The organism is Pseudoclavibacter sp. RFBJ3 (genome assembly GCF_002931375.1).
GTDB lineage: Bacteria > Actinomycetota > Actinomycetes > Actinomycetales > Microbacteriaceae > Pseudoclavibacter.
Genome location: NZ_PSXZ01000009.1, coordinates 84444 through 97020 on the forward strand (window position 1 = coordinate 84444; position 12577 = coordinate 97020).

At 68.6% G+C, this 12577-nt stretch carries 10 protein-coding genes and 1 tRNA gene; 4 read left to right on the forward strand and 7 right to left on the reverse strand.

Going from position 1 to position 12577, the window contains the following annotated elements; translation table 11 throughout:
• Positions 1 to 14: 14 nt before the first annotated feature.
• From C5E07_RS09720 to C5E07_RS09730, 3 genes are all read right to left on the reverse strand, one after another.
• Positions 15 to 1136, reverse strand: coding sequence for a hypothetical protein (locus C5E07_RS09720; protein WP_104241812.1), 1122 nt, complete (start codon positions 1134 to 1136; stop codon positions 15 to 17).
• Between the two features lie 129 nt (positions 1137 to 1265).
• Positions 1266 to 1913, reverse strand: a complete 648-nt coding sequence (locus C5E07_RS09725) for a GNAT family N-acetyltransferase (RefSeq protein WP_104241814.1) — start codon at positions 1911 to 1913, stop codon at positions 1266 to 1268.
• 12 nt (positions 1914 to 1925) lie between these two features.
• Positions 1926 to 2846 (reverse strand): UTP--glucose-1-phosphate uridylyltransferase, encoded by a 921-nt coding sequence (locus tag C5E07_RS09730; RefSeq protein WP_104299298.1) that lies wholly within the window; start codon positions 2844 to 2846, stop codon positions 1926 to 1928.
• 133 nt (positions 2847 to 2979) lie between these two features.
• Between C5E07_RS09730 and C5E07_RS09735 the strand changes: the two genes are divergently transcribed.
• The 3 genes from C5E07_RS09735 to mscL are packed head-to-tail and all read left to right on the forward strand — an operon-like array spanning position 2980 to position 4402.
• Positions 2980 to 3558: a 5-formyltetrahydrofolate cyclo-ligase gene (locus C5E07_RS09735; protein ID WP_104299299.1), complete on the forward strand. Its 579-nt coding sequence runs from the start codon at positions 2980 to 2982 to the stop codon at positions 3556 to 3558.
• A 59-nt stretch (positions 3559 to 3617) separates the two neighbouring features.
• Positions 3618 to 3920, forward strand: coding sequence for an FmdB family zinc ribbon protein (locus C5E07_RS09740; protein WP_104299300.1), 303 nt, complete (start codon positions 3618 to 3620; stop codon positions 3918 to 3920).
• Positions 3921 to 3964: 44 nt separating this feature from the next.
• The gene (mscL, locus tag C5E07_RS09745; RefSeq protein ID WP_104241822.1) at positions 3965 to 4402 is read left to right on the forward strand and encodes a large conductance mechanosensitive channel protein MscL; all 438 of its coding nucleotides are present in this window, start codon (positions 3965 to 3967) and stop codon (positions 4400 to 4402) included.
• Between the two features lie 187 nt (positions 4403 to 4589).
• Here the strand turns inward: mscL and C5E07_RS09750 are convergent, their stop codons facing one another.
• Together C5E07_RS09750 and C5E07_RS09755 are read right to left on the reverse strand one after the other, a co-directional pair.
• Positions 4590 to 5918, reverse strand: coding sequence for an MFS transporter (locus tag C5E07_RS09750; protein WP_104241824.1), 1329 nt, complete (start codon positions 5916 to 5918; stop codon positions 4590 to 4592).
• Positions 5919 to 6155: 237 nt separating this feature from the next.
• Positions 6156 to 10268, reverse strand: coding sequence for an ATP-binding protein (locus tag C5E07_RS09755; RefSeq protein ID WP_104299301.1), 4113 nt, complete (start codon positions 10266 to 10268; stop codon positions 6156 to 6158).
• 258 nt (positions 10269 to 10526) lie between these two features.
• Here C5E07_RS09755 and C5E07_RS09760 point away from each other — a divergent pair.
• A tRNA-Arg gene (locus C5E07_RS09760) sits at positions 10527 to 10601 on the forward strand.
• Positions 10602 to 10635: 34 nt separating this feature from the next.
• On the opposite strand, the gene C5E07_RS09765 is transcribed toward C5E07_RS09760, so the two are convergent.
• Both C5E07_RS09765 and C5E07_RS09770 read right to left on the reverse strand, forming a co-directional pair.
• Complete coding sequence (locus C5E07_RS09765; protein WP_181057911.1) at positions 10636 to 11793, reverse strand: site-specific integrase; 1158 nt, start codon at positions 11791 to 11793, stop codon at positions 10636 to 10638.
• Positions 11794 to 11887: 94 nt separating this feature from the next.
• On the reverse strand, positions 11888 to 12529 hold the full coding sequence (locus C5E07_RS09770; protein ID WP_181057913.1) for a helix-turn-helix domain-containing protein: 642 nt from the start codon (positions 12527 to 12529) through the stop codon (positions 11888 to 11890).
• Positions 12530 to 12577: the final 48 nt, after the last annotated feature.

A 12577-nucleotide genomic window follows, 5' to 3' on the forward strand; every position in this document is an offset into this window, starting at 1 on the left:
AAGCCCGGCGGCAACTAGCCGACGCGGCGGCGGCGCAGTGCTGCGTCGAGGTCGCCCATCCCGGGTTCGATCTCCTCGATGACTCCCATGCTCGCCCAGCGGCTCGGCCGCTTCTCGACGGGGGCGACGACGATCGGGTTCAGGACGACCTCGCTCAGCGCGGGCGACGACTGCGCGAGCCCCGCCCGGGTGGCAGCGGTCTGCGCAAGCGGCATGCCCTCCGTCGCAGCGGATGCGCGCGTCGAGAACGTCGCGATGCCCGGCTGCGCGTGTGCATCCCGGATCTTCTGCTCGGAGCGACGAGCAGCCTCGCGAAGCAGCTCGAGGTGGTTGACCTTCTCGACCTCGACGCCGCCACCGGGACCATCCGGCCCCGGACGACCGGAGGCGTCCCCCGTGTTCTCGACAGCTGTCAGCTCCTCGACTGGCTGGCGCTCGAGGTAGAGCGGCTTCGGCACGGGAACCGGAACCCAGCTCGCGAGCGGCTCAGCGTCATCCGCAGCCGCAATCGGCTGAATCTCGACGGTGGGCGCGTCGCTCACGGAGAAGTCGATCGTCGAGTCGGGGCGACGCTCAGCGCGCGGCACCCGTTGCGTGCCGCCCGCCGCGCGCACCGCGAGGCGCTGCGCGTTCGCGATGCGTGCCAGGCGCTGGAGGCCCGCGACTCCGGCGAGCACGGTCACGACGCCGGCGACGAGCACCCACCAGACGCCGATGCTCGAGCCGAGTGCGATTCCCACGCCGACAGCGATGAGACCGGCGAGCGTGAGCAGGGACGTGACGAGCCGGCCGCGACGCGTTGCGCGGGCGGCCCGCTGGCGGTCCTCGATGGAGCGTGGGACGGCGACCGTCGGAAGAGCACGCCGCGCGGCTTCGTCGCGTTCGCGTTCTGCGCGCTCTGCCTCAGCCTTCGCGCGCTTGATGCGTCGCTCCTGCTCGACGACGCTGCGACCGTCGGCGCGCACACGCGCCTGACCGAGCTCGCTCGTGTTCGCGAGCGAGTGGAGCGCCTGCTGCATCCGGATCGCGTTCTCCTCGGTTGCGAGGTAGTTGCGACGGCGCACCCACGTCGGCACGAAATAGGCGAGCCAGAGCGTCACCGCCAGGGCGAGGACGAGACTGCTGCCGAACTGCATGGCGTCAACATTAAGCGCGGACCGAGCCGCCGACCCCGATTGGTGCGGAGTGTCTGATTCGAGATTGTCGAAGTTCTTGCGACAACCGGCGAAGCAGGCGGATATCAACGCTCGCAGCGTCGCGGCGATTCAGACGAGGGGCTGCGCCGTCCGTTCCCAGTCAGCCTGAGGCACCTGCGCCTCGCGCTCGTCTGCGACACCCTCGCGCCAGCGCCGCAGCACGCCCTGAGGGACCTCCTCGCGGACGACGCCGAAGCAGAAATGGTCGCGCCAGTCGCCGTCGATATGGATGTAGCGGCGACGCAGGCCTTCGTACCTGAAGCCCAGCTTCTCGACGACCCGCAGGGACTTTGCGTTCTCCGGCCGGATGCACACCTCCATGCGGTGCAGGCCGAGGCCCTGCAGGCAGTGGTCGGTGGCCATCGCGGTGGCGATCGTCGCGAGCCCCTTGCCGGCGAACTCACGTGCGACCCAGTAGCCGAGAGTCGCGGATGACAGGGCCCCGTAGCTGATGCCGGAGACCGTCAGCTGTCCGGCGAATCGACCCTCGTAGGTGATCACGAACGGCAGAGCCGTGTGCGCTGAGGCCTGGGAGAGGAGCGAGCGGATACCACCCCGAACATCCCAGCGGCCACCGCCGCCCGGGCTCGTCGCCTCCCACGGCTGCAGCCACTCGCGGTTCGCGAGCAGCACGGACTCCAGCTCCCGTGCATCCCGGACCCTGATGGGACGCAGCGACACGGGGCCGTGCGTCAGCGTGGGGACGGATGCGCTCATAGAAAGCGGAGTCTACTCGCCGATCGAGGCGGCGAACTGCTTCAGCCACGGGCTGAGCGCGGGTCCGAGCTTCGGGTCGTCGACGGCGAGCTCGACGATCGCCTTGATGTAGTCGAGCTTGTTGCCCGTGTCGAAGCGCCGACCACGGTAGACGACACCGACCACGCCACCCAGCTCCTCGCGGTTCGCGGCGAGCACCTGCAGGGCGTCGGTCAGCTGGATCTCTCCCCCAGCGCCCGGCTTGGTCTGCTCGAGCACCCCGAAGACCTCAGGTCGCAGCAGGTAGCGGCCGATGACGGCGTAGTTCGACGGAGCGTCCTCGAGCGCGGGCTTCTCGACGAGCCCGGTGATCTGGATCGTGTCCGGCCCGGCCCCCGGGACGCCGTCTTCGACACTCGACGACGCGTCGTAGGCGGCGACGCCGTACGAGGAGATCATGGCCGGGTCGACTTCCTGGAGCGCGACGACGCTCGCGCCGGTCGCCTCGTGCACCTCGATCATGCGCGAGAGCAGCGAGCCGCCCGCCATGATGTCGTCGCCGAGCAGCACGGCGAAGGGCTCGTGGCCGACGTGCTGGTGCGCACGCAGGACCGCGTGCCCCAGACCGAGCGGATCCCCCTGGCGCAGATAGTGGACATCGGCGAGATTCGTGGCCGCGCGGACGCGATCGAGCTTCTCCGTCTCCCCGCGCGCCTCGAGCAGCGCTTCGATCTCGGCGACACGATCGAAGTGGTTCTCGAGCGTCGTCTTGTTGCGCCCCGTGATCATGAGCACGTCCGACAGGCCCGCCTCGACGGCTTCCTCGACCACGTACTGGATGGCGGGACGGTCGACGACCGGGAGCATCTCCTTGGGAATGGCTTTCGTCGCGGGCAGGAACCTCGTCCCGAGGCCCGCAGCTGGAATAACGGCCTTAGTGATGCGCGAGGACATAGGCCGTATCGTATGGCCACCGAATGCCATCGCGAAACGCAGGTGCACGTGGCGCGTCATTGCGGCACGAGCTCCGGGTTCTCGCCCAAGCTCTCCCCAACCCGCGAGGGGTCGCTTCGCTAGGCTCGTTCCCATGTCGACCGATGCGAAGACCGAGAAACGAGCACTCCGCGCCGACACCAGACAGCGCCGCCGCAGCCACGGGGAACTGCTCCTGGCAGAGCACGGGGAGCAGATCTCCCTCCGCCTGCAGCAGCTCGTCGCCGAGCACGGCGCGACGCGCATCTCCTGCTACCTGTCGGGCGAATTCGAACCGAGCACGCGGCCCTTCCTCGCCTGGGCCGGTGCAGCTGACATCACCGTCCTGCTGCCCGTCACGCGGGAGGACGGGCTCCTCGACTGGGTCGTCTCCGACGGGCAGTCTGAGCGCCCGCACGAGCTCGGATTCCCTGAGGCCACGGGCGATCTCCTCGGCCCCATCGCCCTGGGCGACGCCGACCTGCTCATCATCCCCGCCGCATCCGTCGACCTGGACGGCTACCGGATGGGCTGGGGTCGCGGCTACTTCGACCGCACGCTCGGCTCCATGGCCGGCCGCCCGCCCGTCTACGCGGTCGTCTACGACGACGAGCTCCTCGAGGTCGTTCCCCGCGAAGTGCACGACGAGCGAGTGGATGGGGTCGTCACCCCATCGGGAATCCGGCGTTTCTGAAGCATTTCCCCGCCGGCTCTCTCGCGCGATTATGCTGTTCTGGTCCCGAAAGCGAGAATATGCCTACCTACTCATACCGTTGCACCGAATGTGACAACGCCTTCGATATCCAGCAGGGGTTCGCTGACGCGAGCCTCACCGTCTGCGACAAGTGCGGAGGCAAGCTGCGCAAGGTCTTCGGTGCCGTCGGCGTCTCCTTCAAGGGATCCGGCTTCTACCGGACCGATTCCGCAGCCAGTGCGAAGAAGAGCTCGAGCTCTTCCTCCGCCTCGACTTCCGCGGAGGCGAAGCCCGCCGCGACCAAGAAGGAACCGGCACCCGCCGCCGCCTCGAGCAGCAGCAGCTCCCCCGCCGCGTCCTGAACTGACACGACTCAGCACTCCAGCACCGAACGAAAGGGGACCCCATGAAGGGATTCCGCGAATTCATCATGCGGGGCAATGTCATCGAGCTTGCCGTCGCCGTCATCATCGGCGCAGCGTTCACGAGCATCGTCAACGCCATCGTCGATGGCATCTTCAACCCGGTCATCGCCGCCCTGTTCAACGCGGACGACATCGCGGCCGCCACGGTCACGATCGGCACGGTGCCCATCGGCTTCGGCGCGGTCATCGCCGCGATCATCCAGTTCGTCCTGATCGCGGCGGTCGTGTACTTCGCGATCATCCTGCCGATCAACAAGCTCAACGACATGAGCTACCGTCTCATCCACGGCAAGCCGAAGCCTGCCGTCGAGGCCGCGGTCACCGAGAAGGACGTGCTCGAGGAGATCCGCGACCTTCTCAAGGCACAGCAGGAGGCACCCGCGAAGCTCCAGGGCGAGGGCCCCGAGACCCGCTCCTAGGACGCCGCGCTCAGCGCAGCAGCGCTACCAGCTCGGAGCACTGCGAAGAGACAGGAACGCCGCCGGTCACCCCGGCGGCGTTCCTGTCTCTGCATGCAGACGCTGCACGTCGCATCCAGCCGTGATGCCGCCACCGAAGCGCGCGCCACGTCGCCTCCAGCGCTTCCAGCGCTGACGGTGGGTCGGCTCAGGACGAGCGGAACGTCTCGCGGCCCCACACCCAGGAGAGACAGGCGATGGCGAGCATCATCGAGGAGATGATGATCGCCCAGGTGAAGCCGAACAGGTCGGCGATGACGCCGGCGACGATGGGGCCGAGGATGCTGCCGGCGTCCTGCGTCATCTGGTAGGTGGAGAGCACCTGTCCACCGCTGCGGCCGTAGCCGATGATGTCCGAGATGACCGCCTGCTCGGCGGGCGCGGCCAATCCCGAGCCGAGCCCGAGCACGAAGCTGAGGGCGAGCATCGTGACGATGTCGCCGGCGAACGCGGTGGCGAACATCGCGACCGCGGAGACGCCGAGTCCGACGAGAATGAAGGGCCTTCGCCCGATGCGGTCGGTCTTCCGGCCGGCGTACTGGAGCGAGACGACGTTCCCAACGGCACCAACCGCGATGACGACGCCGATGACCCACGGTTCCTGGCTGATGCTCGTCGCGACGAACAGCGGGAGGATCGCGGTGCGGACCCCGAAGTTCGCCCATCCGTTGGCGAAGCCGAACACGAGGGACGCGCGATACGCGGAGTCCTGGAGCGCCTCGCGGAGCGACTTCGGCTCGAGCTTCTTGGCCGCGGGCGCACGGTCATCGCCGGCGTCGTGCAGGCCGGCCTCCTCGGCCGTCTTCTTCGCCGTGATGCGGTGGGCGCGGCCCATCATGATGCCGACGATGGCCGCCGCGATCACGAGGGTTCCCGAGTAGACGAGGAACGGCACCCCGATGCCGAACTGGGCAAGCGCCCCGCCGACCGCCGGGCCCGCGATGTTCCCGACGAGGAAGATGCCACCCCAGAGGGCGGAGATGCGGCCGCGGATCTGCGGCGGCGAGTAGCGGGCGATCATGCCGGCCGCCGAGATCGTGAACATGACCGATCCGACTCCGCCGAGTCCACGGAACACGAGCAGCTGCCAGTAGTCCTGCGCGAACGCGACGGCAGCGGTGGAGGCGGCGACGATCAGCAGTCCGGCGACGTAGATGCGCCGCTCCCCCAACCGGTTGATGAGGGCTCCCGCCCCGGGCGCGAAGACGAGTCGCATGAACGCGAACGCACTCACGACCACCGATACGAGCGTCGCGCCGACGCCGAAGCTCAACGCGTACTGCGGGAGGACGGGAACGATGAGCGCGAAGCCTATCGCGATGAAGAAGGTCGCGACGAGCAGGACCCAGATCTCGGCGGGGATGGGCGGCCGCGCGTCGTCGGCGTTCGAGACGATGGGGACCTGGCCGGTCGTCGGATGCTCGGGGTCGGAGCCGGGGACCGTCGGGTCGTTCGGCTCTATCGCCCGCTCAGCCATAGTGCGGTGGCTTGTCGGCGCGCAGCCGGTCGTCGTTGGGCCCGCGGGGGCTCTCCACCCGGTCGTCGGCGTAGCGGACGGGTGCGTCGCCCCAGGCTGCGGGCGAATCCTCGCCGGCGAGCACGGCGGGCCCGTTCGAGCCGTCAGGCGATTGGGGGTTCGGATCGCTGCCGGGAGGTGGTTCCGTGGTGACTCGGCGTCGCGGCTTCCGTGGTGCAGGCCTGCCGGGGTTCACGCTCAGCTCGCACCGCCCGGCTCGCCAGGGCGGCCGATAGCGATCTGCTGGTTCCCGTCCGGCAGGGTGACCGACTCGAGGTTGGCCCTGGATGCCGCGCCGCTCGGGGCTGCGGCACCGGAGGTGAGCTGACCGAGCTCGCCCTGCAGGGAACCGGCCGTGACAACCGCGGTCTCCGCAGGCAGCGGCACCTTGAGGGCCTTCGCGATGCGTCGGGCCACTGCTTCCGGGTGCGCGAAGAGCTCGAAGGAGTGCACTCGCAGGTAGTACCAGCCGAGGCGCTTGAGGAGCTCAGGGCGCAGACGCAACGTCTCCCGCAGCGTCGCGTCGGCCGAGCCCGCGATCCTCAGGTCGAGGCCGTCGGTGTCGATCGCGATGGCGCGCCCCTTGTACGCCGCGGCGAGGGGGACGCGGCCACGGTGGAACAGCTCGACCGTCATGCCGAACGACTCGAGACGGTTCGCGAGATCGAGCAGCATGGGCGGCGCCTCCACCTCGCGGTCGTCGCCCTCGGTGCCGTCGTCGTCGGAGGCTGGCGCCTCCACGCCTGCGCCCTGTTCGAGGCCTGGGCCCGTGCTCGGCGCATCGCCCTTGGTCTCTGCCTCTCCGAGGATCTGCGCGAGTCCGAGCACTCCCCGGGACATGCGCGAAGGGTCGAGCTCGCCGGGGCGGATGCACGAGACGATGACGAGTGAGCGACGCGCCCTCGTCATCGCGACGGCAAGCGCGCGCTCCCCGAGCTCGGTGCCGAGCACTCCGAAGTTCGCGAGGACACGGCCGTGGGGGGTACGGCCGAAGCCGATGGAGAAGATCACGCGGTCCCGTGACTGCGCTGTGGCCAGCTCGATCGTGGTGACCGTGAACGGTTCCCCACGTGCTGCCGTGAAGAAGTCGGCGATGTCGCTCCGGCGCGAGGCGGCCGAGTAGACCGCCTGCTCGACCCGGCGGGTGTGCAGCGCGGAAGCCGTGACGACCATGAGCGATTCGCGGGGCCGGTGCACGGCGTGGTCGACGACGAGCTCCACGACGCGGCTGACCTCGCCGTCGGTGGATTCCACCCCTCCCGTGATCGGGTCAGGCAGGCCCGTGCCGTTCTCGACGAAGGAGAAGCTGAGGCTCGAGTGCCCGAGCAGGGTCCCCGCCCACGGCATGGAGCGGATGCGCCCCTTGTAGAAGCGCCTGTTGATGAGCTCCGCGAGGTCTTCGCCGCCGGCCCGATAGCTGCGCGTGAGCGCGTGCTCCGGCAGGAACTCCGCGAGCCGCGAATACACGGACTCGCCGACGGCGTCCTCGTGGCGCAGTCCCCACGCGTCGGTGCTGTCCGCCGCCGGGCGGGTCACGGCGACCGTGAACGGCGTCGGGTACTGGGTGACGGGGTCGCCGAATGCGACGACCTGGTCGCCTCTGCGGATCGCGCCGATGCTCTCGGCGATCGACATGGTTCCAGCATCCACGAGCACAACCGTGTCGAAGTGGATGCGCTCGCTCACGAGCGGCACGTCGTACGGGGTGGTCAGCCACAGCTGGGCGATGCTCTTGGAGACGTCGCCGGCCTCGACGGCCAGCTTCGTGGAGGGAACGCCGGGACGGCGCAGGAGCTGGCGGAGCGCATCCGCCTGCTCGCTGTAGTCGACGATGGCGACCTTCCACGCTTCGGCGAGCTGCCAGGCGAGCTGGGCAGCCGAGTGGTCGGTGTGGGCCTGGTCGACGACTCGGAAGTCGCTCTCGAGGCGAGTCACGACTCGCGTGTTGGCGTTCAGCAGCGCCTTGTCGCGGTCGAGGAGGTCTTCGAGCACCGACTGCCACCAGGCGAGCTCGAGCTCGTCGCCGAGCGCCTCAGCCTCGACGTGGCGTTCGGAGAGGTCCTCGAGCAGCGGCGTGAGGCCGAGGTTCTCGAGGCGCTCGATGATGGTGAGGCGCTCGACGAGGTTGTGCAGCACCTCGCTGTCGGCCGCGAGCTCCGTGATGCGGGCCGGGAGCTCGGCCAGTGGCAGCTCGCTGAGCGAGACGGCTCCGGCGTCGACGAGCGGCTCGTCGAGGAGGCGCAGCTTCTCCGCGACCTCGCGGTGGAACTTGCGCACGTCGGAGATGCCCGTCGGGACGGTCGGCGTGGAGCCGTCCGTGACGTAGCGGTGCCAGAGGATGCGCTGGCGCTGGGCGAGCTTGAGCGACTCGTGGAGGTCGTCCACGACGACGCCGGGCCGCACGTAGTCCTTCGCGAGCTGGCGCAGCTGGCGGCGGCGGGCCGACGTCAGGTCGCTGCCGTCGCGCTTCGGGTTCGTGGCGTGGATGACGTCCGTCAGCGAGTGGTCGAAGACCGCGGGGCGGAACCGGTCGAGGGTCTCGCGCAGGTCGAGCAGGAGGCGCAGGTAGATGCCGAGCTCGCCGTAGGTCTCGGCCGGGCGCATCCTGGTGCGTCCGACGAGTTCCTGGGCACGGTCAATGACCTCGACGAGGGTGCCGGCGTCGAGCTCGATGGCGGCTTCCTGCGCGCGGTTCGCCTCGTCGGTCGACTCGAAGGACACGCCGTACCAGGGCGAGTCGTCCGGGCCGTATTTGAACTGGCCGAGCTCGCCGGCGGCGCGCAGCTGGCGGGCGATGGCGTCGCGGCCAGTCGCGATCGCCTCGATGGCGTCGCGGTCGAGTCGAGCGGTCGTCGTCGGGGGCTGCTCGCGCAGCTCGAGGCGGGAGAGCTCCTCCAGCGCGTCGAGGGCCGAGACGCCGAGGGCGGGGTCGGGGTGCACGAGCGCGTCGCGGTAGTCGGCGAGCACGTGGCGGAGGCGGACGAGGGCGTCGTCGAGCTCGTGCATCGCGGGCTTGCGGGCCTTCTCGTTGCGCGAGATCGAGGCGATCGCGTCGCGGCGCAGGGTGCGCGGCGTGACGGCGAGCCCCTCGAGTCCGACGCTTTTGAGACGCGCCCGGATGGCGCGGATGCTCGCGGAACGGGGCGTGACGACGAGCACGCGCTTGCCGTCGGCGACGAGCAGGCCGAGCGCGTTGATGACGGTCTGCGTGAGGCCTGTGCCCGGCATGGTGTTGATGACGGCCGAGTTGCCGGCAGCGATGGCGTCGACGACGCGCTCCTGCTCGGTGTCCGCGTCGAGGAGGAACCGGTCCCCCACGGGGTCGCGGCGGTCAGGGCTCGGCCGCTGCTCAGCCGGCTGCACGGCGGCCACCTTCTGGCGCGCCTCCTCGTCTCCGGCGAGTGCCCGCAGGACGGGGTGCGTGAGCTCGTTCGTGTCGCGGAGCATGGCGCTTGCGACCTCCCCGAAGCTCGAGATGACGGCGCGCGCCGAGACCGTGAACTGCGGGATGGATGCGCCGAGTGCGCGCATGCGGTCGAAGACGTGCTGCGGGAGGAAGGCGTCGTTCGACTTCGCCAGCTCGAGCAGCTCGGCAACCGGGAGACGCACTCCGAAGTGCTGCGCGAGGTGCCTTGCAAGGGACGCGTTCACTCGGCTGGGGCCCTTGAGGGTGAACTCGTAGTCGCGGCCCGCGCGGCGCAGGTCGACCGTGCGGGTCAGGATGGGGGCGCGGAAGTGGGTGCCGTCCTGCGTCCACTCGGCGAAGCCCGTGGCCAGCTGGATCGTGCTCATGCCGCGGCCAGCGAGCAGCTCGGTGCCCTTCTGCGCGATGAGGTCGGCCGCGTCGCGCGCCCCGCGGAACGAGGAGTGCTCGCGGACGAGGGCAGACAGCAGCACGGTCTTGCCCGCCGCGAAGGGGGCGATGCCGCCCGGGTGCGCGCTGGTCAGCTCGACGTACGTGCCGGGTTCGTCGGCGAAGTCGAGAAGAGGGGATGGTCCGCCGAGCTGCGCGAGCTCGTGCAGCCATGAATCCTGCGCCGCGTCGACTGCGGCTTCGAGCGCCCTCGCCTGTTCGGCGCGTTCGAGGTCGAGCGCAGTGAGCGCCTCCTCGTCGGCGGAGGGAACCGGGTGGGTCCTGCGCTCGTGCGCAACCGCATCCGCGACCCAGGAACGGCCTCGCGTGAGGCTCGGGCCGTCGCCACCTCGTGCCCTGACGCCGTCCTCGTGGTCGCGTCCGAGATCGAGATCGTCGTCCGCCTCGCGGGCCTCACTGTCGCGCGCCTCACGCTCACGTTCGAGGCGCTCGCGCACTGGACTGAGGTCGGGTATCGGCTCCGTCTCATTGTTTGTGGGCGCACCCTTGCCGGAGCCGTGACCGTCGCTCTTCGCGTCGCCCGGCTCTGAACCTCGTTTACGAAACAGACCCCACACGCGTGACACTGTAGGTGTCTGGGCCCGTCGGCGGGTGGAGGCGCGCGTGCGTCGCCCGCACCTCGACCAAGATTTCGTCCCGAAATCAGGCACCACTGCACACGGGAGGCCGCCAGCACCGGTAGCATTGTCGCGCCAGCCTCTGTAGCTCAATGGAAGAGCAGTTGCGTCCTAAGCAAACGGTTGGGGGTTCGAGTCCCTCCAGGGGCACCAGTTCTGAATGGTGCTTGACCGGCCATTCTCCTCCCTAAGCGGTCCCCGCGTCGGGCGTCTTGTGCTCGGTTTTGTGCTCCGGCCGCATGACGGCCATGTAGCGAGCTACTGCGTCGCGTTGCATGGACTCGGTGACGTGACTGTAGAGGCCCATCGTGATGCTGATGTCGGCGTGACCGAGGCGCTCCTGGACGATGCGCGGATGCACTCCTGCTTGGAGCAGGTTGGTCGCGTGCGTGTGGCGGAGGCCGTGCAGCGCGAGCTTGGGAATCTCGGTCCCTGCTCGCCGTGCAGCGGCGACGCGCGCGGCCCAGCGCCCGGTGACCCGGTTGGGGTTGATGACATTGCCGGCGAGGTCACCGAAGATGACCGCATCAGCTCGCGCGAGGTCGAGGCTCAGCGAGCCGCGTACCGCCTTCCACGCCTTGAGCGCTTCGACGACACTCGCGTCGAGGTCAATCACTCGCGGCTTGCCGCTCTTGGTGGACTTCGTTTCACCGTGCTTGATGCTGTTGGCGGCGCGTCGCACTGAGATGCGTTGATTCTTGACGTCGAGGTCTTGCCACCTGAGCCCGAGCGCTTCCCCTCGACGCATGCCCGTGTGGGCGAGGACCATCCACAGGGTGTGATCGGCGTCCTGGTAGACGGTTCGATCCCATTCGAGGAACGCGGTCAGCTGCTCGACAGTCCACACTTCGAGCTCGGGCGCTTGTGCCTTCACCTGCTTGGCCGTCGGGGCGTTGACGACTCGCGATCTGCGCGCAGCGTTCTGTCGAACGTGGCCGTCGTCCATTGCCGCGTCGAGGATTGAGCCGATGACGACGTGTGTCTTGCGGACCGTGTTGGCAGAGAGTCGTGATCCGCCCTTGCCACCCGATCGCTCGAGCTCGAGGTAGACGCGTGCGAGCTTTGTCGGCTTGATCGCGTCGAGTCGCAGCGTTCCGAGCTGCGGAATGACGTACCGGTCGACGATGCCCGCGTAGCCGGCTTTTGTGCTGTCTGCGATGCGGAGGGAGTCGAGCCACTGGCGTGCGTAGACGGCCATCGTCGGCGCCTTGCCGGCCGCGATCGCGTCCTGTGTTTCTACTTCGCGGCGCTTGGCGTCTAGAGCGTCCTCAGCGTCAGCTTTCTCCGCATATCCAGTGCCGCCGATGCGCTGCTCGTCACTGTCGTCGTGTGGGCTGAGCTGCACCCACAGTTGCCACCGCCAGCGCCTTCCCGCCTTCGTCTTGTAACTCGAAACGCTCCCCCGGCCAGCAGACCGACCGCGACGGCGGGGAGCTGGGTTAGGCATTCCGCTCCTCGCTCCAGGGCTCGTGCTGTTCTGCTGGGCCGACGAAGATGAAGGAGCGAGCCGGCGCTGCGACCAAAGCGAGCAGCTGAGCGGCCTCTTCCTCGGTGTCCACTCGAATCGGGCGCCCTTCCGGCACGCCATAGCGCTCATCAGAAAGGCTCGCAGTTAGCCACGGCACGAAGTCCACCGGAGCTTCAATGGGGGGACCTAGTGGATGAGCATGCCAGGGGAAGGTATCGGAGTCGGCACGTGTTTCGCGCAGAACCTCTTGGAGAGCCTGGACGGCTTCCAACAGCCTGATCGAATCCAGCGACTGACTCATTGTCGCCTGCTGCAACGCGAGCCCTGCCTGGCGCAGGCGCACGTCTGCAGACGGGGACTTCGGAATCAGCGATCCGGTGTCAACTCCGAACACCGACGCGATCATGTCAAGTTCGCGCACCTTGGCGGGCTGTTTGGCTGTCTCGATTCGACTAAGGGTTGAAGCGTCGATCGTTCCTCCGAGCTCGGTGATCTGCTGCGAGAGATCCCTGAGGCTCATTCCTCGCTCACGGCGAGCAGCCGCAATGGCCTCTCCGACCTCCTTGTCGACCCCGGCCACGGGGCTCCTAGATCCACCTTCAAGTTGTGTCATGAATCTCATCGTAATGAGTTGACGTCATCGGCACCACTCGGTAACGTC